The organism is Mesorhizobium sp. M2E.F.Ca.ET.219.01.1.1 (genome assembly GCF_004016445.2).
In the GTDB taxonomy this organism is placed as follows: domain Bacteria; phylum Pseudomonadota; class Alphaproteobacteria; order Rhizobiales; family Rhizobiaceae; genus Mesorhizobium.
Map to the genome: position 1 here is coordinate 1268988 of NZ_SADT02000001.1, position 20672 is coordinate 1289659.

22 protein-coding genes are annotated in these 20672 nt (G+C 64.7%); 13 read left to right on the forward strand and 9 right to left on the reverse strand.

Annotated features, from left to right (window positions below):
- Nucleotides 1–9 precede the first annotated feature (9 nt).
- Nucleotides 10–768, reverse strand: a complete 759-nt coding sequence (locus EN862_RS05940) for an SDR family oxidoreductase (protein WP_127863241.1) — start codon at nt 766–768, stop codon at nt 10–12.
- A 334-nt stretch (nt 769–1102) separates the two neighbouring features.
- Between EN862_RS05940 and EN862_RS05945 the strand changes: the two genes are divergently transcribed.
- A complete protein-coding gene (locus EN862_RS05945; RefSeq protein ID WP_127863242.1) occupies nt 1103–1831 on the forward strand; it encodes an AzlC family ABC transporter permease in 729 nt (242 codons plus the stop codon).
- On the forward strand, nt 1828–2124 hold the full coding sequence (locus EN862_RS05950) for an AzlD family protein (RefSeq protein WP_127863243.1): 297 nt from the start codon (nt 1828–1830) through the stop codon (nt 2122–2124). Before EN862_RS05945 ends, EN862_RS05950 begins: the two co-directional genes overlap by 4 nt.
- 82 nt (nt 2125–2206) lie before the next feature.
- Here EN862_RS05950 and EN862_RS05955 read toward each other — a convergent pair whose 3' ends face one another.
- Entirely contained in the window at nt 2207–4051 is a 1845-nt protein-coding gene (locus tag EN862_RS05955; protein WP_127863244.1) for an aminopeptidase P family protein, read from the reverse strand.
- A 241-nt stretch (nt 4052–4292) separates the two neighbouring features.
- On the opposite strand from EN862_RS05955, the gene EN862_RS36045 reads away from it, so the two are divergent.
- Nucleotides 4293–4478 carry a hypothetical protein gene (locus EN862_RS36045; RefSeq protein WP_127876788.1) on the forward strand — a complete coding sequence of 62 codons (186 nt, stop codon included), beginning with the start codon at nt 4293–4295 and terminating at the stop codon, nt 4476–4478.
- A gap of 9 nt (nt 4479–4487) precedes the next feature.
- Here EN862_RS36045 and EN862_RS05960 read toward each other — a convergent pair whose 3' ends face one another.
- Both EN862_RS05960 and EN862_RS05965 read right to left on the reverse strand, forming a co-directional pair.
- Complete coding sequence (locus EN862_RS05960) at nt 4488–5360, reverse strand: 50S ribosomal protein L11 methyltransferase (RefSeq protein ID WP_127863245.1); 873 nt, start codon at nt 5358–5360, stop codon at nt 4488–4490.
- A complete protein-coding gene (locus EN862_RS05965) occupies nt 5360–5944 on the reverse strand; it encodes an SCO family protein (RefSeq protein WP_127863246.1) in 585 nt (194 codons plus the stop codon). Before EN862_RS05965 ends, EN862_RS05960 begins: the two co-directional genes overlap by 1 nt.
- Before the next feature lie 250 nt (nt 5945–6194).
- On the opposite strand from EN862_RS05965, the gene EN862_RS05970 reads away from it, so the two are divergent.
- The 3 genes from EN862_RS05970 to EN862_RS05980 all read left to right on the forward strand — a co-directional run bounded on the left by EN862_RS05970 (nt 6195) and on the right by EN862_RS05980 (nt 8079).
- Nucleotides 6195–6623, forward strand: coding sequence for a CreA family protein (locus tag EN862_RS05970; protein ID WP_112100036.1), 429 nt, complete (start codon nt 6195–6197; stop codon nt 6621–6623).
- Between the two features lie 59 nt (nt 6624–6682).
- Nucleotides 6683–7324, forward strand: a complete 642-nt coding sequence (locus EN862_RS05975; RefSeq protein WP_127863247.1) for a DapH/DapD/GlmU-related protein — start codon at nt 6683–6685, stop codon at nt 7322–7324.
- Nucleotides 7325–7650: 326 nt separating this feature from the next.
- The gene (locus EN862_RS05980; protein WP_189400925.1) at nt 7651–8079 is read left to right on the forward strand and encodes a low affinity iron permease family protein; all 429 of its coding nucleotides are present in this window, start codon (nt 7651–7653) and stop codon (nt 8077–8079) included.
- 6 nt (nt 8080–8085) lie between these two features.
- On the opposite strand, the gene EN862_RS05985 is transcribed toward EN862_RS05980, so the two are convergent.
- Nucleotides 8086–8952, reverse strand: coding sequence for an SDR family NAD(P)-dependent oxidoreductase (locus tag EN862_RS05985; protein ID WP_127863999.1), 867 nt, complete (start codon nt 8950–8952; stop codon nt 8086–8088).
- Nucleotides 8953–9083: 131 nt separating this feature from the next.
- Between EN862_RS05985 and EN862_RS05990 the strand changes: the two genes are divergently transcribed.
- Entirely contained in the window at nt 9084–9365 is a 282-nt protein-coding gene (locus EN862_RS05990; protein WP_127863248.1) for a hypothetical protein, read from the forward strand.
- A 3-nt stretch (nt 9366–9368) separates the two neighbouring features.
- Here the strand turns inward: EN862_RS05990 and EN862_RS05995 are convergent, their stop codons facing one another.
- Nucleotides 9369–9944, reverse strand: a complete 576-nt coding sequence (locus tag EN862_RS05995) for a TMEM175 family protein (RefSeq protein WP_127863249.1) — start codon at nt 9942–9944, stop codon at nt 9369–9371.
- A gap of 137 nt (nt 9945–10081) precedes the next feature.
- Here EN862_RS05995 and EN862_RS06000 point away from each other — a divergent pair, with 137 nt between their 5' ends.
- Nucleotides 10082–11290: an MFS transporter gene (locus tag EN862_RS06000; RefSeq protein WP_127863250.1), complete on the forward strand. Its 1209-nt coding sequence runs from the start codon at nt 10082–10084 to the stop codon at nt 11288–11290.
- Between the two features lie 6 nt (nt 11291–11296).
- Here the strand turns inward: EN862_RS06000 and EN862_RS06005 are convergent, their stop codons facing one another.
- The 3 genes from EN862_RS06005 to EN862_RS06015 all read right to left on the reverse strand — a co-directional run bounded on the left by EN862_RS06005 (nt 11297) and on the right by EN862_RS06015 (nt 15511).
- On the reverse strand, nt 11297–12766 hold the full coding sequence (locus EN862_RS06005) for an MATE family efflux transporter (RefSeq protein WP_127863251.1): 1470 nt from the start codon (nt 12764–12766) through the stop codon (nt 11297–11299).
- Nucleotides 12767–12857: 91 nt separating this feature from the next.
- Complete coding sequence (locus EN862_RS06010) at nt 12858–14330, reverse strand: esterase-like activity of phytase family protein (protein WP_127863252.1); 1473 nt, start codon at nt 14328–14330, stop codon at nt 12858–12860.
- Between the two features lie 155 nt (nt 14331–14485).
- Nucleotides 14486–15511: a LacI family DNA-binding transcriptional regulator gene (locus EN862_RS06015; RefSeq protein ID WP_127863253.1), complete on the reverse strand. Its 1026-nt coding sequence runs from the start codon at nt 15509–15511 to the stop codon at nt 14486–14488.
- 199 nt (nt 15512–15710) lie between these two features.
- On the opposite strand from EN862_RS06015, the gene EN862_RS06020 reads away from it, so the two are divergent.
- The 5 genes from EN862_RS06020 (at nt 15711) to EN862_RS06040 (ending at nt 20664) form a co-directional block, all read left to right on the forward strand.
- On the forward strand, nt 15711–16742 hold the full coding sequence (locus tag EN862_RS06020; protein ID WP_127863254.1) for a Gfo/Idh/MocA family oxidoreductase: 1032 nt from the start codon (nt 15711–15713) through the stop codon (nt 16740–16742).
- A 2-nt stretch (nt 16743–16744) separates the two neighbouring features.
- Nucleotides 16745–17650, forward strand: coding sequence for a sugar phosphate isomerase/epimerase (locus EN862_RS06025; RefSeq protein ID WP_189400923.1), 906 nt, complete (start codon nt 16745–16747; stop codon nt 17648–17650).
- Between the two features lie 83 nt (nt 17651–17733).
- Entirely contained in the window at nt 17734–18741 is a 1008-nt protein-coding gene (locus EN862_RS06030; protein ID WP_126060124.1) for a substrate-binding domain-containing protein, read from the forward strand.
- Nucleotides 18742–18829: 88 nt separating this feature from the next.
- Nucleotides 18830–19618 (forward strand): ATP-binding cassette domain-containing protein, encoded by a 789-nt coding sequence (locus EN862_RS06035; protein WP_127863256.1) that lies wholly within the window; start codon nt 18830–18832, stop codon nt 19616–19618.
- Nucleotides 19618–20664, forward strand: a complete 1047-nt coding sequence (locus tag EN862_RS06040; protein WP_127863257.1) for an ABC transporter permease — start codon at nt 19618–19620, stop codon at nt 20662–20664. The genes EN862_RS06035 and EN862_RS06040 overlap by 1 nt, the downstream gene beginning before the upstream one ends.
- Nucleotides 20665–20672: the final 8 nt, after the last annotated feature.

The window sequence follows — 20672 nt, forward strand, 5'->3', positions numbered from 1 at the left end:
GCCAGAAGCTCACATCCGCATCAAAAGGCCGCCGTCGACCGGAAGCTCGATGCCGGTGATGTAGCTCGCGGCGTCCGACAGCAGGAAGAGCGCCGCATTGGCCATGTCCTGCGGCGTGCCGATGCGGCCGAGCGGTGTGTAGTTCGCCACGGCGGCGCGCTTCTCCTCGGTGTCCCAACGCGCCTGCAGCGGCGTGAGCGCCATGCCGGGGCAGATGGCGTTGGAGCGGATGCCGTCGCCGGCAAGCTGCATGGCCAGCGATTTGGACAGCGCGCAGACGCCTGCCTTCGATGCCTGATACGCGTCCTGCGGTTTCGGATCGCCGCGGTACCATAGGATGGTCGAGAAATGCACCATGGCGCCGCCGCGCCCGCCGGCGCGCATATGGGGAACGACCGCCCTTGCGGTGTGCACGAAGGATTTCAAATTGATATTGAAGACCTGGTCCCAGACGTCGAGATCCATCTCGAGCGCAGACTTGTCGCGACCGAACCACAGAACGCCGGCGACATTGGCGAGATAGTCGATGCCGCCGCGTTCGCGGCCGGCGGCGCCGATGGTCCGCTCTACAAAGGCGGCATCGGTCAAATCGCCTTGGGCGAAGGTCAGCCCGTCGTCATAGGAGGCAAGCGATGCCGGGCGCGGCTTGATGTCTATGGCGGTGACGGAGGCGCCTGCATCGAGCAGCCCCAGCGCGATCGCTTCGCCCATGCCACCGCCCGCTCCGGTGACGACCGCATGCCTGCCGGTGAAATCAAAGACGACCATTCATTACCCCTCTTTTGTCCCGATCTTGGCACTTGGTTTGATCGCTCGACAATAGGGGCGGGTGGAAAATCCATCATTCGGTCACACCCTTGGGCAGGCTTTCGAACGCTTGCCTGTTTGTCATTGGCCACGGCGCGGGGGCGATCAGTTCCGCTGATCGTCGGGTCAAGCTAATTGGTGTGACATTGACGGCGACGCTCCCTACATCAGGCCCCACTTGAAGCGCGCCGCGCTGGAACGGATTCGGGCGACGCGCTTCAAGTTCTTGTTTTGACCTATGTCGTTGTCCCAGAACCGCTGCGCACTTCTGAACGACATGCATTGGGAGCGGTTGATGACGGCGGAAGCAATCTCTCAGAGCAGAACCGGCGGCGATTTCTGGGACGGCGTGCGATTGTCGATGCCGGTCGTCGTCGCTTCTGCGCCGTTCGCGATCCTGTTCGGCGCGATCGCCGTCGACAGCGGTTTCTCGGTGCTTGAGGCCTTCCTGATGAGTGCGATGATTTATGGCGGCGCCAGCCAGATGGTCGGCATCGAATTGTTCGGCCAGCATGTCGCGCCATGGCTGATCGTGCTTTCCATCTTCGCGGTGAATTTTCGCCACGTGCTCTATTCGGCCGGCATCGGCCGGCGCATCGCGCATTGGCCCCTGCTGCAGCAGGCGCTGGGCTACTTCATCCTGACCGACCCGCAGTTTGCCGTGGCGGAGGCGAGGGCCGTGTCGGGCAAGCCGGTCGGGTTCGTCTGGTATCTTGGACTTGGCCTGCCGGTCTATGTGTTCTGGGTCATCGAAAGCGGGTTGGGTGCGGTGTTCGGCAAGCTCATTCCGGATACCCACGCGCTGGGCGTCGATTTCCTGCTGCCGATCTATTTCCTCGGCCTCGTCCTCGGTTTCCGCAAGCGGCCGCTCTGGCTACCCGTCGTCGCAGCAAGCGCGGCCGCGTCGATCATCGCCTACAAGACGGTCGGCTCGCCCTGGCATGTCTCGATCGGCGCAGTCGCCGGCGTGCTGCTGGCGGTGATCCTGCCGCCGCATCACAGCGGAATAGGGGAGCGGCCGTGAGCACGACCTTCTGGATCATCCTTGCCGGAGCGATCGCCACCTATCTGACCCGGGTCGGCGGCCACCTCGTCATCTCGCGCTTCGAGAATATCCATCCGCGCGTCGAGGCGGGGCTGAACGCCGTGCCGGCCGCCGTGCTGACGACGCTGGTCGCGCCGGCAGTGCTTGGCGCCGGGCCCGCCGAATGGGCGGCGCTGATCGTCACCGCTTTGGTGTCGCTGCGCGGCGGGTTGATGCCGATGTTTTTGGCAGGCGCGGCGGTGCTGATCCTGGCGCGGCAGTTTGTGGGTTAGCGCTTCATCTTCAATGGCGGCGCTGCCCCTCATTGCCCTGCCGGGCATTTCTCCCCGTAGAACGGGGAGAAAGAAGCTAATCTCAGATCTTCGCGTCATGCGGTAGCGGTGCGGTGGCCTTCTCCAGCCAGGCCAGCGTTTCGCCGTCCACCATCGGGCCGATCTCGGCCAGCACCCATGCATGATACTGGTCGAGCCAGTGCAACTCATCGCGCGTCAGAAGATCGGTGCGGATGAGGCGCTTGTCGATCGGCGCCAATGTCAGCGTCTCGAAGCCATGCATGGCGATGTCGCCGCCTTCGATCGGCTCCGCCGGCGTGACCAGGATCAGGTTCTCGATGCGGATGCCGTAGGCGCCTTCCTTGTAGTAGCCCGGCTCGTTGGACAGCATCATGCCGGCAAGCAGCTTTTCGGTGCCGGTGCGGGCGATGCGCTGCGGGCCTTCATGCACGGCAAGGTAGGAGCCGACGCCGTGGCCGGTGCCATGGGCGAAGTCGCAGCCATGCTTCCACAGCGCCATGCGGGCAACCGCGTCGATCTCCGAGCCGCGCGTGCCGGCGGGGAAACGCAGCGTCGAGATGCCGATCATGCCCTTCAGCACAAGGGTGAAGCGCTCGCGCATCTCCTGCGTCGGCTCACCGATCGGAACGGTGCGGGTGATGTCGGTGGTGCCGTCCTGATACTGGCCGCCGGAATCGAGCAGGAACAGCTCGCTGCTTTCCAGTTTGCGGCTGGTGGCGCGCGAGACGCGGTAGTGCATGATGGCGCCGTTCGGGCCGGCGCCGGAAATCGTGTCGAAGGAGACGTCGCGCAGCGGCATCTGCGTTTCCTCGCCGGTCTGGCGGCGCACTTCCTCCAGCTTGGTGACGACGGCGATTTCGTCCAGCGAGCCAGGTTTCTGGCGGTCGAGCCAGCACAGCAGCTTGGCGACAGCCGCGCCGTCGCGGCGATGCGCGGCCCGGCTGCCGGCAATCTCGGCCTGGTTTTTCGTCGCACGCGGGATGCGGGCCGGATCGGCGGCCAGCACGACCGTACCGCCATTGTCCTCGGTCAGCATTCTCAGCTTGTCCGCCGCCAGCACCGGATCGAGCGCGATTTTGGCTCCACCCTTTGCCAGATCGGCGATCGCCGCCTCGAACTCGCCCGGATCATGCAGATCGGCAAGCTGGGTGAGATAGGCCGCGACCTGGCGCGGGAATTTGCGCTGGTCCATGAACAGCTGATGCTTGCCGTCGGCGGCGAGGATGGCAAAGCCGAGCGCAAGGGGCGTGTGCGGCACGTCGCCGCCACGGATGTTGAAGCTCCAGGCGATGGAAGAGGGGTCGGTCAGCACCGCATGGGTGGCGCCGTCCTTCTGGATGGCGCTTGCCAGCCGCACAAGCTTGTCCTTGGCGAGCTCGCCGGCAAAATTGAGCTCTTGCAAGTCCACCGGCGCCCGCGGCGGCTCGGGCTGGTCTTTCCAGATGATGTCGATGGGGTTCCTGTCGAGCGGCACCAAGGTCGCGCCGGATTGCTCGGCCGACGCCTTCAGCGCCTTGACCTCGCCGATCGTATGCAGCCAGGGGTCGAAGCCGAGCCTTGCGCCCTTGCCGAGATTGTCCTTGATCCAGCTGGACGGCGGATTGTCGATGAGGCTTTCGACGGTGAAGATGCCGAGATCAACTTCGTTTCGCACCTGCAGCGTGTAGCGGCCGTCGACGAAGATGAAGGCGCGGTCGCGCAGCACGATCGCGACGCCGGCCGAACCGGAAAAGCCGGTCAGCCATTTCAGCCGCGCCGAGCGGTCGGCGACATATTCGCCCTGGTGTTCATCCGCGCGGGGAACGATGAAGCCATCCAAGCCATTGTCGGCCAGCCATTGCCGCAGCAACGCCACGCGCGGCTTGCCGACGGCCGGATCGCCGGCGGAATCAAAGGTCTGGAACATCGTGGCCTCTCCTCGGATGCTTGTCGCGAACCTAGAGCATTTCGTGCGCCAATTGAAACGGATCTGTCACCAGGCGCCATATGATCCAGATATGCTGAAGGGTTGACGTGCAAGCCAGGCGCGCGCCCCCTGTCTTTGCGCATGGACGCCATGCAGAATCGTTGATTTCCAAACAGGTCGGCAGAGCTTAGTTTCCCGGATGTGGAGGAATGAATCCTGTTGTCCTGCAAAGGAGACTGTCATGTCCACGCTTCCAGCCAGACGCGGATTTTTCAGAAACGCCATGAGCGCTCTGATCGAGGCTCGCCGGCGCGAGGCGAGCCGCTACGTCAACGGTGCGCTGCTTTGTCTCGACGATGAAACGCTGATCGCCAATGGCTACGATCGCGAAGAGCTGAAGAAGGCGGCAAACTCGCTTTATGTGTGAGTAAGCCCTTCAGCGCTTGAGGTGGATGGTCACCCAGCCCTCGCGATGCAAGGTACGCACATGGCGGAAGGCTTGGCCGACATAGGCGGAGACCACCGCGTCGCGCTGCCGGTCGAGGATGCCGGAAAGGACCAGCGAGCCGCCGAGCCCGATATGCCGGGCCATTTCGGGCGCGAGCCGCATCAGCGGCCGGGCGAGGATGTTGGCGACGATCAGGTCGAAAGGCGCGCGCCTGGCGAAGATCGGGTTGTGGAAGCCCGGCGCCGTCACCGTCTCGACCAGCGCCCTGACATGGTTGAGGCGGGCGTTGGCGGCGGCGACGCGGACGGCGACCGGATCGATGTCGGTCGCCAGCACCGGGATATGCGAGAGCTTGGCGAGCGCGATGGCAAGCACCGCGCTTCCCGTGCCGAGGTCGAGCGCGTTGCGCGGCCGTTCGCGCACCACCACCTGCTCCAGCATTTCGAGGCAGCCGGCGGTGGTGCCGTGGTGGCCTGTGCCGAAGGCAAGGCCTGCCTCGATCTCGATAGCGAGATCACCGGCGTGGCGCTTGGCCCGGTCGTGTGAGCCGTGGACAAGGAAGCGGCCCGCGCGGACCGGCTTCAATCCTTCCAGCGAGCGCGACACCCAGTCGATGTCGGGGAGGGTCTCGCGTTCGACGGGCTTCGGCAGGCCGAGACCGGCGAGGATATCCCTGACCCGCGCCTCGACGGGATCGATGTCGCCGTCGGCATAGAGCGACACCTCATGGATGTCTTTTTCCTCGTCGAGCTCCAGCACGGCGATCGGCAGGCCGTCGTCCTCGAAGGCGGCGTCCAGCGCCGCGAAGATGCGGTCGGCCTCAATCTTGTTGGCGGTGAGGTGGAGCCTGGTCTGGCCCATCAGCTTTGCCCACCAGCCGCCAGCCGCTTCAGCTTGGCGACGGCGGTGTCGGCGCTTTCGCCATAGGCGATGGTGCCGGCGAAATCGCCCTGGGCGTTGAGCAGCAGCACCGAGGCCGTATGGTCCATCGTGTAGTCGCCGTCGCCGGTGTCGACCTTCTTCCAGTAGATGCCGAAGGCCTTGGCCATGGCGTGCACCTTGTCCGGATCGCCGGTGATGCCGGTGATGCGGTCGGAGAAGTTGCTGACATAGGTATTCATCGTCTCCGGTGTGTCGCGCTCCGGGTCGACGGTGACGAAATAGGCGTTGAGGTTCTTGCCGCTGTCGCCCATCGTCTTCAGCCAGCCGGCCAGCTCGAACAGGGTCGTCGGGCAGACCTCCGGGCAATGGGTGAAGCCGAAGAAGACGACGCTCGGGTGGCCCCTGAAGGCGGCTTCGGTGATCGGCGCGCCTTTCTGGTCGACCAGCGTGAAGGGCGCGCCGAAGGGCTCGCCGCCATAATGGCCGCGGTACCAGTCGAATGTCAGCCAGCCGATACCCGCCGCCATCAGGACGAGAATGCCGACCAGGATTGAACGCATCATCAGTTAATGTCCGTCGTGATTGCCTTGGGGCAAGTTTGGCGACAGTCTTAACGGGTCGGCGTCGGGCACGCAAAGATGTCGCGTTGCCGCAAGCAGAGATGCGGGCGGGAACACAAACCCGTGTCGGGCGGCTTGCAAACGCCACGATCCTGTCCCACCTGACATCGGCAAACGCCAAACCAGGAGGCAACCTTTGCGAAAACTGATCGGCTTGTTCGCCGCATGTCTTGTCCTCAGCGCCGGCGCGGCGATGGCCGACGAGGTGGGCAAAGTGGGTGTCGACTGGGTCGGCAACGACATCATGATCGATGCGATCAAGGACCCGAAGGTCGACGGCGTCACCTGCCATGTCGCCTATTTCGACCGCAGCATCATCGACCGGCTGCACAAGGGCAACTGGTTCGAGGATCCGTCCGATTCCTCGATCTCCTGCCGCCAGACCGGGCCGATCACCATCGGCGACATCGACATGGGCGAAGGCGGCGAGGAGGTGTTCAAGCAGGGCCTCAGCCTGATCTGGAAGAAGCAGGTGGTGAACCGCATCTACGACAAGAAGAACGAGACGCTGATCTATCTGTCGCATTCGCGCCAGGTCCAGAACGGCTCGGCCAAGATGTCGGTCACGACCGTGCCGCTTTACGGCCAGAACGTGGTGTGGACCAAGGGCAAGCCGCAATAGGCTCGAGCCCATTATCTGTCCCGCTTGCGGGGGCAATCGCTCGGGCGTAAAGCCCGAGCATGGACCATTCTGAAAACCTTGTCCTGAAAGATCCCGGGCCGCGCATCCATCCGACCGCGGAGCTGAAGGCATGCAAACTCGGCCGCTATGCCTCGATCGGCGAGCGGGTGATCCTGCGCGAGGTGAGCGTCGGCGACTTCTCCTATTTCGAGCGCCATTCCGAGGCGATTTACACGACCATCGGCAAGTTCTGCTCGATCGCCGCCAACAGCCGCATCAACGCGCTCGAGCATCCGATCGAGCGGCTGACGCAGCACAAGATCAGCTACCGGCCGAACGAGTATTTCCGCTGGCTGGGTGTTGACACGGCTTTTCGCGCGCGGCGTCAGGCGAAGTCCGTCAGCATCGGCCACGATGTCTGGATCGGCCATGGCGCGGTCGTCATGCCGGGCGTCGCGATCGGCAACGGCGCCGTCATCGGCGCCAATGCTGTGGTGACGCATGACGTCGCGGCCTATACGATCGTCGCCGGCGTTCCGGCGAAGCCGTTGCGCGAACGTTTCTCAGCGGCAATTGCGGCGCGTATCGATGCCCTGGCCTGGTGGGACTGGGCGCCGGAGAAACTGGCGAGCGCAATTCCCGACATGCAGGCCATGCCGATCGAGGCCTTTCTCGATTGCTGGGAAGACAATACGCACTGATACACAAAGAACGCCGTCAGCAGGCAGACGACGCGGTCTGGGTGTTAGGCTTCTCTCAGAGGCGGTTGCCCCTTCCGTCATGCGGGGGTGGCGCAGCGGAAGGGGCTGGAGGTAAACCGCAGTGAAGCGGAAGGAACAGGCTCTCTTGCCTGCACCGCCACTATCGCAAGCAAACCGATAAGGTGTTTTTTCACGCGCCTGCGCTTCTGGCGTGTGCCTGATTGCAGCCCGTCCCGTCACGAAAATTCGACCCTTTGGAACCCGAGGCGGCTGCTGCTTGTTTCTTCGCAAATGCCTGCGCGTCAACGGTTTTCGAGGAATTTTGCATGATCGAGAAGGCTTTTACCTGGATGGCCAACCGGGTGGCGCATCTGGCCGGCCTGCCGTGGACCTTCGCCCTCTGCCTGCTGATCGTGGTCATATGGGCGGCAAGCGGCCCGATCTTCGGGTTTTCCGACACCTGGCAGCTGGTCATCAATACTGGCACCACCATCGTCACCTTCCTGATGGTGTTCCTGATCCAGAACACTCAGAATCGCGACGGCGCGGCGATCCAGGCCAAGCTCGACGAACTGATCAGGGTCAGCCGCGCCCACAATCATTTCATCGGCATCGAGCACCTGACGGAATCCGAGGTCGAGGAGATCCGCGCCAAATGCGAGGCGGCTGCGAAGCGGCACGACCGCAAGATCGCGGAAACGGCCAAGAAGGCCGTCTCGGGCAAGACCGGCGCCAAGAAGAAAGCCGCCGCTTGAGTCGCGTCAGCGGTTCATGAAGGCGGCGAAGGCGTCCTTGTGATCGGGATGCCAGCGCGACAGGGCAGGGCGGTTCTCGATGATGTCGCCGATCGCCCAGGCCATGCGTTTTTCATCCGTCGGCCGCGCCACCTCGTTGTCGGGGCAAAGGATGTAGAAATCGCCATCGATGAGTGATGCCAGCATGAAGTCTATCACCTGCTCGCCGGTCCAGGCGCCGGCAGGCTTTTGCGTCGCGCCCTCGGTCAGGCCGGTATAGGTGAAGCCGGGGATCAGCAGATGCGCCGAAACCTTCGCTCCGGGCTCGTTGCGCAGCGCATGCGCGAGCCCTTCGGTGAACGTCTTCACGCCGGCCTTGGAGACGTTGTAGGCGAGGTTGCCGGGCGGCGTGGTGATGCCCTGCTTGGAGCCCGTGTTGATGATCAGGCCCGGCTTCCCGGCGGCGAGCATGCGCGGCGCGAAGGCCTCGGTGCCGTGCACGACGCCCCAGAAATTGATGTCCAGCAGCCGCTTCCAGGCATCGCGGTTCTCCCAGGGCTTGCCCGGATTGTTGCCGACGCCGGCATTGTTCATCAGCACCGATACCGCGCCGAAGGTGCCGTAAGCGAGGTCCGCCAGCCGATCGACCTCTTCGGCCTTGGAGACGTCGGTGGGAACCGGAAGCACGGCATCGTCGCCGGCGATCGCGGCGACCGCTTGCCTGGCCTGGTCGAGCCGCACGCCGCCTATGTCGGCCAGCACCGTCTTCATGCCCATCGCCGCGAACCGTTTCGCGGCGGCAAGGCCGATGCCGCTGGCGCCGCCGGTGATGACGGCGACATTGCCGGAAGCGAAAGCGGGCAGGGCGGTCTGGATTTCGGCGTCGCTGGTCATCATTTTCATCCTTGTTCGGGTTCGGCCGAACTTAACGCCGGCCGCCGCCGAGGCAAGGTCGGTTCCTCTGTAATGGGTTGACCATCGCGGCGCCTGCCGCGCATGTTGTCCTGAAAAAAGGAGTTCGGCATTTGACCGACTGGATCGGAATCCTGAAGGAGCAGACCGTCAACGGTGACCAGATGGGCCGCGAAGTGCCAAAGATGCTCGCCAATCCCGATATCAGCGAGACGCAGGTGAAAACGCTGTTCGCGGCGCTGGAGCAGCAGGCGGAATTCGCCGAGAAGCTGCGGCTGGCGCTGGAGAAGTTCGGCCACGACTTCCCGATCATCAAGGCGGCGGAACGGCTGGAAGAGCGCTATGCCGACCTTGCCGCTTCGGCCGCGGAAAAACTGAAAGCGATGCGCAGTTAAGCGCTATTTCTCGACCAGCCGCTCGAAGCGCTTGTCCGGCACGAACCAGATCATGGCTACCAGCACATAGATCGCGACACCGATCCACTGGTTGACGAAGGTCAAAGCTATGGCCGCGAGGTATAGCGCCAACGAGATCTTTCCCTTGCGGTCATTGCCCAACGCTCTGGCGAAGATACTTTCCGGGTCATGCAGGCGGTGTAGGGCGGCCGAGAGGATGTTGAAGCCGACGGCGCAGAGCGCCAGGTCGACGCCGTAGACCGCGACGGGCACCGGCGCGAAATGGTTTTCGCCCATGAAGGCCGTCGTCACCGGCATCAGTGACAGCCAGAACAGCATGTTGAGGTTGGCCCACAGCACCCACCCGTCGACGCGCTGCACGGTGTGGAACATGTTGTGCAAATTGTTCCAGTAAATGCCGACATTGATGAAGGACAGCACATAGCTGAAGAAGACAGGCCACAGCGGTACCAGGGCCGAGAAATCCTCGCCCTGCGGCACTTTCAGCTCCAGCACCATGATCGTGATGATGATGGCGACGACGCCATCGGTGAATGCCTCGACCCGTCCCTTGCCCATGATTCTTCCCTCGCTGCCGGCAGACGTTACGAGAGGATGCGGCGCCTGACCATACTGCCGGAGTTGTCAGGAGGGGATTAGGTGGCTGGAACGGCGCCACTATATAGGCGTTGGGCTTGCAACCCCCGGAGGTGGCCATGACCAGCTACGCTCAAACCATGACGCGTGACAATGAGCTTGGCGGGAACGCCGCGAAGGCCGCCGTCGCCGCCATGATCGCCGCGCTTTTTGCAGGCAGCACCGCGCTGACGCCGCTCTACGTGATCTACAAGCAGGCCTTCGGCTTCTCGCAGATCACGCTGACGCTGGTTTATGCCATCTACGTCGTCGGCAATCTGACGGCGCTGCTGTTTTTCGGCCGGGTGTCGGATGTCGTCGGCCGCCGTCCCGCCGCGCTCGCCGCGATGGCGGTTGCCGTGGTCAGCGCGCTGTTTTTCCTCTTTGCCGAAAATCTCGCCTGGCTCGACATCGCGCGCATTCTCAGCGGTCTTGGCATCGGTGTCGGCGCAGGCTCCGGCACCGCCTGGCTTGCCGAATTGATCGAAGGCCAGGACAAGTCGCGCGCCGCCGTCATCGCCACCAGCACCAATTTCATAGGTCTCGGCGTCGGCGCTCTGGTCTCGGGGCTGCTTGCCCAATATGCGCCGTGGCCGCTCAGGCTGACATTCGCGGTCTATCTCGTCCTGCTTGCGGTGGTCACGTTGCTGATCTGGCGAACGCGCGAAACGATCTCCAGCCCCGGACGCTTCTCCGACGTCTCGCTGCGGCCGCGGCTTTCGGTGCCCGAGAAGATCCGCGCCCAGTTCGTCGCGCCGGCGGTGACGGGTTTCGGCGCGATGGCGCTGGTCGGCTTCTATGCGGCGCTGGCGCCAAGCATCCTGGCGCAGCAGCTGCATGTCGCCAATCACGCCGAGGCAGGTGGACTTTTCTTTGAGCTGTCGATCGTGGCGGCGGCAACCATCGTCGGCACCACATGGCTCACCAGCCGCTCCACCATGCTCGCCGCGCTGGTGCTGATGATCCCGACCGCAGCGTTGATCGTGGCGGCGCAGGTCTATGCGTCGATGGTCCTGATGATCATAGCGACGGCGGTCTGCGGCGCGGCGGCGGCGCTCGGCTATCGCGGCGGCCTGCAAGTGGTGAACCAAATCGCGCCGGCAGATCGTCGTGCCGAAGTGGTGTCGGCCTTCTTCATCTGCTGTTTCTGCGGCAACGCGCTGCCGGTGATCGGCATCGGCATCCTGTCGAGCCTGGCCAACGCCACCGTGGCAAGCCTGGCCTTTGCCGGCATGATCATCGTCTTCTCGCTGGTGGCGCTTGGCTTCGGCGCCAAATACGCGCGGTAGCGGATCTCAACCGGCCGGTGTCTCAGGCGCAAGATTGGCACGCTGGCGCGGCACGCCGAGGCCGGTGTCGGGCGGCTCGCCCGCTGCCGGCCGGGCCTCGATCATATGCATCGTGCGCCAGCGGCCGAAGCGATAATACGCCGCGGCGAGCGCGAGCGAGGCGATCGAGCCGGCCGGAAAGCTCCACCACAGCGCTTCCTGGCCGATGACGCTGCGCATGGAATAGGCGAAGCCGGTGCGAATGAACAACACCGAGATGATCAGGATGATCAGCGGCGGCATGACGGCGCCGGTGGCGCGCACCGTGGCGAAGAGCACAATCGTGATGCCGAAGAGGATGAACGACCAGGACGCCACCCTGTTGATATGAGCGGCAATGTCGATCGCGGCGCTGTCGTTGCTGAGGAAAAGGCTGAGCACCGGTCGATCGAAGACGAAGAGCAGCGCAACCAGCGCGCCGGTCAGCACCAGGTTGAAGCCGACACCGGAGGCCGCGACCCTGCCGATGCGATCCCAGCGGCCGGCGCCGACATTCTGCGCCGCCATCGAGGAGACCGCGGCGCCGATGGCGAGAGCGGGCATCTGAATATAGGTCCAGAGTTGGGCGGCAATGCCGTAGGCGGCGGCGACCTGAGAGCCGTAGGAGTTGACGATGCCCATCACGGTGAGCGCCGCGGCCGAGATGACGATCATCTGCAGACCCATCGGAATGCCCTTGAAGACGACGATGCGCAGCAGCGCCGGATCGGGCTTGAGCAGAGCGAGATCGGCGCCGGCCAACCGCAGCGGGTGCTTGCGGACATAGAGCACGATCAGCATGGCGGCCACGCTCACCGTCTGGCCGATCAGCGTCGACGTGGCCGAACCGGCGATGCCCAACTCGGGGAAGGGGCCGATGCCGCGGATCAGCAGCGGATTGAGCACAACGTCGAGCACGACCGCCAGCGCCATGAAGACAAAAGGGGTTCGCGAGTCGCCGGCGCCGCGCAGCACGGTCATGACGAATGACAGGAGGTTCATCATCGGCACGGCGACGAAGATGATGCGCAGATAGCTGCGCGCCAGCGGCAACGCATCGGCCGGCGTGCCGAGCCCGGCGAGGATGGCGCCGACCCAGATCCAGCCGCAGACGGCGAATATGACCGAGACGAGGAAGAAGAAGGTCGCGCTGGTGCCGACGATGCGCTTTGCTTCGGGCAGGTCGCGGGCGCCGACCGATTGCGCCACCAGGACGGTCGCCGCCATGCCGATGCCGAAGACCGTGCCGAGGATCAGGAACAGCACCAGATTGGCGTTGGAGGTGGCGGTGAGCGCCGCCTCGCCGAGGAAGCGGCCGACCCAGACCGCGTTGATCGAGCCGTTGAGTGACTGCAGCACGTTGGAGCCCAGCACCGGCAACGCGAACAAAAGCAGCGTGCGCGGGATCGGCCCGCTGGTCAGGTCGCCGACGCGCGGGCGGGCAGGCTTTTTGTTCATGGCAGGCACCGGAAATGAGTCAGGCCCGCGATGCTATCGCAGGCCCGAGACACATGCACCCTTTTCCGGGCGAGCCAGGTGACCAGCTGACTTACTGCGTGTTGCTGGAAAGGCCGGGCAGCGTGACCTGATAGACCAGGAAGGTGGTGTCGACGTCGGCGCCATCCTCGGCCTTGTAGGGCGCGCCGACCTGGAAGCCGTCCTGGGTAAGGAAGTCGTTGTCGTTGGCGACGAACAGGAAATAATCGTCCGGCAGTTTTGGATCGAGCACCGGGGCCAGCGACATCGCCTCCCACTTCTCCGAGAGGTTGTTCCTGTCGTTCGGCGCGCCATTGTGCAGGCCGAAGCGGTCGAGCTCGGCCTGGTCGTTGATGTCGATGAACGGCGTCAGCTTCGCCGGCGTCACCGACGCATCGACCACGCCCTTCGGCGCGACGGGCTTGTCGGCCGCGTCGAACGGACCGTTGGCGATATCGGTGGCGCCGGAGAGGTCGACAATGTTGATCTTGCGATAGACCGACTCGTCGCCCTTCACGCCCTGGCCGTTGCCCGAGTCGCGCGCCAGCATCAGGAAGCTGGTGTCGGAGAGCGCCACGATCTCGCTTTGCGCGGCCACCTTGGTCTTGCCCTTGGCGTCCTTGAACACCGGCAGCGGCACGACATATTCATGCGCCAGCTTGAGGCGGGCGAGGTCGGAAGCATCATAGACCAGCGCGCGGGTGTTCTGGCGCGTCGAGCCGGAATCGCCGCCGTCCTGACGGGTCGCCGACTGCAGCACGGCGATCAGGAACTTGCCGTCCGGCGTCATCGACATGCCTTCGAGGCCCTGGTTGTTCTGGCGGCCGGTCTCGGGATCCTTCGGATCGGGCTCGGCTGCGCCCGGGCCAGGATTGTCGGAGGCGAAGTTCGGCTTGCCGTGGCGTATCGGCACCAGCGCCGCGGGCGGCTGTGTCGCCGACATCAAGCCGCCTTCGGCCGAGAAACGGTAGATGTTGGGGCCGTACTCGTCGGAGATGAACATGGTGCCGTCGGGCAGGCGCACGATCGCCTCGTCGTCGAGCGCCAGCTTGCCGTTGTCGGCCTGCGGCAGGATCGGCATGTCGCCGGCGGCCGGCCGCACGCCGTTCAGCGGATCGAGGCCGGTGGCATCGGCGCCCTTGTCGTCGGTCAACAGCATGGTGTCGGCGAGCGTCGCCTTGACGCCGGCCTGTTCCCGTCCGGTGGCGGGGGCGACGCCGGGAGCGGTCGGCGTCAGTTCGATCGAGATGGTGTTGAGGCGCGGGCGATAATCGGTGGTGCCGACGACATTGTAGCCGCGGTCCGGCAGCAGCCAGAGCGAACCTTTGTAGCCTGCGCCGTCGCGCGACCAGGACTTGGTGTCGATCGCCATGCCGGAACCCGAACCGAAAGTCTCGCCGAATTTGTCCCTCTGGCTGGCCGGAATGCGGCCGACGCCGACAAGCCCCTTGTTGACATAGGCGACGCCGTCGGCGAGCGCGGGCGTTATGGCTGTGAACAAGGCAAGCGCCGCGCCGAGCGCGACGGTTCGGTTGAGATGTTTCATGGATATCCCCTTCGTGACGAGCAGAGCGGCCATTGGCTCAAAAGGGCGCGGCATCGATGATGCGGGCAGCCCTTGCCGTCGAGCGGTCTAGGACGTGAACGTGATGGTTGCATGACAGGGTGGGTCTCTCCTTCCCCCCTGGTGGGAAAAGGCGCTCAATCGCTCTCTCGCGCGACCAGCTCCAGCGGCCAGACTTCGCGGATGATGCGCGTGCCCTCAGGACCAGCGAAGGCGGGAAGCGACGCCAGCAGCATCTCGGCAAGCCGCCGGCCCATGGGCTCCAGCGACGGTCGGAAGGCGGTCAGCGCCGGTGAGAAGTAGCGGCAGAGCGGCGTGTCGACGATGACGATCACCGCGATGTCGTGGCCGGGCCTGATGCCCATTTCGGCCAGCGCCTTGCAGCCGCCGAGCGCCATGGCGTCGTTGTTGAAGATGATGGCTGTCGGCTGGTCCTTGGAGAGCATTACGCGCGACGTCACCTGGTAGCCGCCGGTCTCGTTGATGAAGCCGTCGGCGATCAGGCCGGGGTCGACTTCGATGCCATGCCGCCTCAGCGCCTTGCGGTAGCCGTCGAGGAACAGGTAGCCGAAGTTGAGATCGAGCGAAGGGCGGATGGCGGCAATGCGGCGGTGGCCGCGCGCGACCAGCCGGTCGACGGCTTCCTCACCCGCCCTCTCGAAATCGATATCGAGCGAGGGATAGGTGTCGCCGCCGGATTGACTTCGGCCAAGCGTGGCGAAGGGAAAGCCGGCCCTGCTGAGATAGTCGATCCGATCGTCTTCCCGCCGCGTATTGGCCAACACGACCGCGTCGGCGCGGCGCGTCTCAACCACGCGGCGCAGCCTCTCCGGCTGATATTGGCCGGGCTCACCCATGACGACCATCAGATCCAGGTCGTGCTCGGCGAGCTGTGCCTGCAGACCGGTCAGGAACGGGATGAAGAACGGCTCGCCATATTGCTGGTCGCCGGGATGCGGTTGCAGCATGAAGGCGATCGACCGGGTGGCGCCCTGACGCAGGCTGCGGCCCGACTGGTTGGGCGAATAGTTCAGCTTCCTGGCTGCCTCGAGCACGCGCTGGCGCGTCTCCGCATTGACATCGGCGCGGCCGTTCAGCGCGCGCGACACGGTGCCGATCGAAATGTTCAGGTGACGCGCGAGATCGTGGATGCTGGACGCCAAGGCCGGTTCTCCCCACTGTCCTCGCTAGCACCGGCCGCCCTTCAGGCCAAGCAGTGGATGTCGATTTTTCGCGAGCAGGTGATTGACATTCTACGCCATCGGGTGTGTTCTCGTAAACGTTTACGGAAAAACGTTTACGGTGATGCCGGAAATGCCGTGACACTCGGGCTGGAGGGGCCGAGCGGAGGAGGAGCGCTGGATGATGAAGGTCGTCCTGGTCGGGTGCGGAGCCATGAGCAAGCAGTGGCTCGATGCCGCAAGGCAGGTCGACGGGCTCGCCATTGCCGGCCTTGTCGACCTCGATGCCGAGCGGGCGCAGGCGAGGGCGCGCGAATACGATCTCACCAACGCAGTCGTCGGCACAAGCCTCGACGCCGTACTCGACGAGACGAAGGCCGACGCCGTGTTCGATGTCGTGGTGCCGGCGGCCCGCCGCGAGGTCGCGCTTTCGGCCTTTGCCCATCATTGCCACCTGCTCACCGAAAAGCCGCTGGCCGACAGCCCCGAGAATGCGCGGGCCATCATCGCGGCGGCGCGCCAGGCCGGGCGCGTGCATGCCGTCGTCCAGAACCGGCGCTATGTCGCCAATGTCCGGCGGATCAGGCGCTTCCTCGATTCCGGCGCCATCGGCAAGCCGACCAGCATCCATGCCGACTTCTTCATCGCGCCGCATTTCGGCGGCTTTCGCGAGGAGATGGCGCACGTGCTGCTGCTCGACATGGCGATCCACACCTTCGATGCCGCGCGCTACATGGTCGCCGGCGAGCCGGCCAGCGTCTATTGCCAGGAATGGGAGCCGGCCAGTTCCTGGTACCGGCAGGGCTCGTCGGCCAGCGCCGTCTTCGACCTCGGCGGCGGCAAGGTCTTCACCTATGCCGGCTCCTGGTGCGCCGACGGCTTCCGCACCAGTTGGGAAGGCAGCTGGCGCATCGTCGCCGAGCGCGGCAGCCTTTTGTGGGACGGCCATGACGAGCTGAAGGCGGAGACGGTTGCGTCCGGCCGCGACGGCATCATCGACAAGACGCAAGCCATCGAGGTGCCGGCGCTCGACCCGGCCGACCGCGTCGGCGGACATCTCGGCATCATCCAGGATTTCATGCGTGCGATCGAAAGCGGCACCGAGCCGGAGACCCGCGGCGCCGACAACATCAAAAGCCTCGCCATGGTCTTCGGCGCGATCGAAAGCGCGGAGACCGGACGGCGCGTGGCGATCGCGACCCAGGAAGGATGACGATGCCGAACCCGCTTCTCGATATCAGGATCGGCACCATGGTGCGGGCCAATCTCGACGATCCGGCCGCCTATGTCAGGCAGATCCTGCCGCTTGGCTTCGAGAGCATCCAGCCTTTCTTCTGGCAGACGCTGGGCGGCAAGAATCTGGCCCGGCTGGCCGGCCAGATCAAGGAGGCGATCGGCGATACCGATGTGACGGTGTCGTCGATTGGGGTGTTCGGCAATCCGCTCGAAAACGGCGAGGTCGATCGCGGCGTGCTCGCGGCGTGGGAGACGGTGATCGACAACGCGCATCTGTTCGGCGCTTCCACGGTCAGCGGCTTCACCGGCCGCTTGCGCGGCAAGAAGCTGACCGACAGCCTGCCGCGCTTCCGTGAGGTGTGGGGACCGCTGGCCAGGCGCGCCGCCGATAAGGGCGTGCGCATCGCCTTCGAGAACTGCGCCATGGACGGCAACTGGGCGAGCGGCGACTGGAACATCGCCCACAATCCCGATGCCTGGGAGCTGATGTTCAACGAAGTGCCGGATGAGAATCTCGGCCTCGAATGGGAGCCCTGCCACCAGCTCGTCTACCTGATCGATCCGATCCCGCAGATCCGCAAATGGGCGCCGCGCATCTTCCATGTTCATGGCAAGGACGCAACGGTGCGCTGGGACGTCATCCGCGAGCATGGCGTGTTCGGCCGCCTGCCCTTTGTGCAGATGCGCACGCCGGGCTTCGGCGACAGCGACTGGACGCGCGTGATCAGCGAGTTGCGGCTGGCCGGCTACAAGGGCGCCATCGACATCGAGGGCTGGCACGACCCGGTCTATCGCAACGATCTCGAGATCACCGGGCAGGTCCGGGCGCTGGAATATCTCAAGCAATGCCGGGGAGGAAACAGCTACCTGCCCAATCCGGTTTGAGTGCCGGCCGGCGGGAGGAGCCGGCCGATCCGAGCAACTGTTGAAAACCCTCCGATGCGAGGGACCAAAAGGGAGGAACGTGCATGAGCATCACGACCAGAAGAACTGTTCTGCGCTCGACCGTCGTGGCGGCCGCCACGGCGCTCTGCGCCTCGATTTCCACCTTGCCGGCAAAGGCGCTTGACGCCCAATGGTGCAAGGACGTCCACATCCGCTTCTTCGTCGGCGGCGCCGAGGGCGACGCCTTCGGCACCATCGTCTATAATGGCGCCAAGCAGGCAGCGGCCGATCTCGGGCCGAAGGTCGACTACATCTTTTCCGGTTGGGACGTCGAAAAGATGGTGCAGCAATTGCGCGAGGCGGTCGCCGTCAAACCGCAGGGCATCGCCATGATGGGCCATCCGGGCGACGCCGCGATCATGCCGCTGGCCGAACAGGCGCATAAGGACGGCATCAAGATGATGTACCAGAATGTTCCGGTGCCGACCGTGGTGGCGGCGTTCGGCGGCGGTTATGTCGGCGCGCAGCAGGAGCAGCAGGGGCGCGCGCTCGGCGCCGAGGCGTTCAAGCTGGCCGGGCTGAAGGCCGGCGACAAGGCGATCATGATCGGCCCGTTCGAGAACGAGAGCCGCGGCGCGCGCGAGCGTGGGACGGTCGCCGCGCTGAAGGAGGCCGGCGTCGATGTCGTTCAGATCAATTCACAAACCGAATGGGCAGCCGATCCCAATCTCGCGATCCCGCCGATCACTGCGGCGCTGCTCAACAATCCCGGCGTCAAGGCGGTCGGCTATCCCGGCGGGCAGATGCTCGGCAATGTCGCCACCTACATGCAGGCGGCGGGCAGGAAGCCCGGCGACATCTTCAATTTCGGCTTCGACACCAGCCCGCAGATCGTCGAAGCCTTCAAGGGCGGCTGGGTGCAACTGACGGCCGACCAGCAGCCGTTCATGCAGGGCTACCTGCCGATTCTCAGTCTCTGCCAGCAGGTCGTGCTCGGTCTTGCGCCCATGAATGTCGACACCGGCGCCGGCTTCGTCACGCCGCAGAACTACGAGATCGTCTCAGAGCTCGCCAAGCAGGCGCTGCGCTGACCTCCCAGGCCGCCGGCCGGACCCAACCCGGCCGGCGGGACCGCCGGCGGACGAGGCCGGCATAACAGGCAATTCAAGCGAGGATCGCATGAGCGAACGCATCATCGAACTGCGCGACATCAAGAAATCCTACGGCCAGGTCTATGCCTTGGGCGGCGTCAACCTCAGCGTCGATCGCGGCGAGGTGGTCGGCCTGATCGGCGACAACGGCGCCGGCAAGTCGACGCTGATCAAGATCCTGTCCGGCGTGGTCAAGCCGACCAGCGGCGAGATCCTCGTGCGCGGCAAGCCGGTCGCCGGATGGAGCGCCGCGCGTTCGCGCGACGCCGGCATCGAGACGGTGTTCCAGGACCGGGCGCTGGCCGTGCAGCAGACCATCGTGCGCAACATCTTCATGGGCCGCGAGCTCACCGGCTTCATGGGCTGGCTGAAGGTCAACAAGGAGATCGCGGAGGCAAGCCGGCTGATGCGCGAGATCGGCTTCACCTCGAAAGTGTTCACGCCGCAGTCGATCGTCGGCCAGCTTTCGGGCGGTGAGCGGCAAGGCGTGGCGATCGCGCGCGCCATCTACAAGCAGGCGGAGCTGATCATCCTCGACGAGCCGACGACGGCGCTGTCGCTGACCGAGACGGCAAAGGTGTTCCACTTCGTGCGCCAGGTGCGGGCGAGCGGCCGCTCGATCCTTTTCATCGGCCACAACATCCACCATGTCTTCGACATCGCCGACCGTTTCGTCGTGCTCGATCGCGGCAAGGTGGCGCTGACGGCCGACCGCAACGAGGTGAAGTCGGCCGACGACCTGATCAACTTCATGGAAGACGTGGCACATCCCGGCGGCTTGCCGGGGCTGCACGAGGGCGCGGAGCAGAGAGCGTGATGAGCAAGGCCATGGAACCCGATCTGCAAACGCCTCTCAGGAGAACAAGCGGCCAGGCTGCCAAGGAGTGGAGCCATCCGTCGAACCACTGGCTGCGCGGCTTCGTGCTCGACAACCGCGCTTCGTTGGGCACACTTGCCGTCTTCATCGTCATGATGGCGGTGTTCATGCTCGCCAACCCGACCGTGTTCACCACCTGGTATCTCTATAGCTCGGTGCTGACGACGCTTCCCGTCGCGCTGTTCGTGGTGGTGCCGCTGGTGTTCGTCGTCACCTGCGGCGAGATCGACCTGTCGTTCCCGGCAACGATGGGTTTTGCCTCATGGGTCTTCGCGCTGGTGGTGCAGGCCGGCTACGATCCATTCCTTGGCATTGCCGCGGCGCTCGTCACCGGCACGCTGCTCGGCTTCCTGGTCGGCTCGCTGGTCGTCTATGGCGGGCTGTCGTCGCTGATCGCCACGCTCGGCATGAATTTCCTGCTGCGCGGCCTGATCCAGATCATCAACGAGGGCAAGTCGACGGCGCTGACCAGCCTGGCGGACAGTTGGGCCTACAAGATCTTCTCCAGCCAGGTCTGGGGCATCCCGGTGCAGATCTTCTGGGCCTTAGCCTTCGTCGTGTTCTCGGCGCTGCTCTTCAACCGCCACCGCTTCGGCGCGCAGGTGCAGGTGGTCGGCGACAATCCCGACAGCGCCAAGCAGATGGGCATCGACGTCAAGCTCGTGCGGGTGAAAGTGTTCGTCTTCACCGGCATAGGCGCTGCGATCGCCGGCACCTTCTCGGTGATGATCAACTTCACCTGGTGGCCGACGGCCGGCGACGGCTATCTGCTGCCGGTGCTCGCCTCGGTGTTCGTCGGCGGCACGCCGACCTGGGGCGGCATCGGCACCGTCGTCGGCGGCGCGATCGGCGCGGTCACCGTGTCGTTCATCCAGACCGGCGTCGTGGCGGCTGGCCTCAGCGGCTTCTACGTGCAGTTCTTCAACGGGCTGATCATCATCCTGTCGCTGCTGGGGCACAAATGGAACCAGGCACGGTACAGGTGAGGAGGCCG

Excerpts from the sequence above, each read along its gene's own strand:
- EN862_RS05940 (WP_127863241.1), bottom strand. The coding sequence starts at position 768 with ATGGTCGTCTTTGATTTCACCGGCAGGCATGCGGTCGTCACCGGAGCG.
- EN862_RS05945 (WP_127863242.1), top strand. The coding sequence starts at position 1,103 with ATGACGGCGGAAGCAATCTCTCAGAGCAGAACCGGCGGCGATTTCTGG.
- EN862_RS05955 (WP_127863244.1), bottom strand. The coding sequence starts at position 4,051 with ATGTTCCAGACCTTTGATTCCGCCGGCGATCCGGCCGTCGGCAAGCCG.
- EN862_RS36045 (WP_127876788.1), top strand. The coding sequence starts at position 4,293 with ATGTCCACGCTTCCAGCCAGACGCGGATTTTTCAGAAACGCCATGAGC.
- EN862_RS05960 (WP_127863245.1), bottom strand. The coding sequence starts at position 5,360 with ATGGGCCAGACCAGGCTCCACCTCACCGCCAACAAGATTGAGGCCGAC.
- EN862_RS05965 (WP_127863246.1), bottom strand. The coding sequence starts at position 5,944 with ATGATGCGTTCAATCCTGGTCGGCATTCTCGTCCTGATGGCGGCGGGT.
- EN862_RS05970 (WP_112100036.1), top strand. The coding sequence starts at position 6,195 with ATGGCCGACGAGGTGGGCAAAGTGGGTGTCGACTGGGTCGGCAACGAC.
- EN862_RS05975 (WP_127863247.1), top strand. The coding sequence starts at position 6,683 with ATGGACCATTCTGAAAACCTTGTCCTGAAAGATCCCGGGCCGCGCATC.
- EN862_RS05980 (WP_189400925.1), top strand. The coding sequence starts at position 7,651 with ATGATCGAGAAGGCTTTTACCTGGATGGCCAACCGGGTGGCGCATCTG.
- EN862_RS05985 (WP_127863999.1), bottom strand. The coding sequence starts at position 8,952 with ATGACCAGCGACGCCGAAATCCAGACCGCCCTGCCCGCTTTCGCTTCC.
- EN862_RS05995 (WP_127863249.1), bottom strand. The coding sequence starts at position 9,944 with ATGGGCAAGGGACGGGTCGAGGCATTCACCGATGGCGTCGTCGCCATC.
- EN862_RS06000 (WP_127863250.1), top strand. The coding sequence starts at position 10,082 with ATGACCAGCTACGCTCAAACCATGACGCGTGACAATGAGCTTGGCGGG.
- EN862_RS06005 (WP_127863251.1), bottom strand. The coding sequence starts at position 12,766 with ATGAACAAAAAGCCTGCCCGCCCGCGCGTCGGCGACCTGACCAGCGGG.
- EN862_RS06010 (WP_127863252.1), bottom strand. The coding sequence starts at position 14,330 with ATGAAACATCTCAACCGAACCGTCGCGCTCGGCGCGGCGCTTGCCTTG.
- EN862_RS06020 (WP_127863254.1), top strand. The coding sequence starts at position 15,711 with ATGATGAAGGTCGTCCTGGTCGGGTGCGGAGCCATGAGCAAGCAGTGG.
- EN862_RS06025 (WP_189400923.1), top strand. The coding sequence starts at position 16,745 with ATGCCGAACCCGCTTCTCGATATCAGGATCGGCACCATGGTGCGGGCC.
- EN862_RS06030 (WP_126060124.1), top strand. The coding sequence starts at position 17,734 with ATGAGCATCACGACCAGAAGAACTGTTCTGCGCTCGACCGTCGTGGCG.
- EN862_RS06035 (WP_127863256.1), top strand. The coding sequence starts at position 18,830 with ATGAGCGAACGCATCATCGAACTGCGCGACATCAAGAAATCCTACGGC.
- EN862_RS06040 (WP_127863257.1), top strand. The coding sequence starts at position 19,618 with ATGAGCAAGGCCATGGAACCCGATCTGCAAACGCCTCTCAGGAGAACA.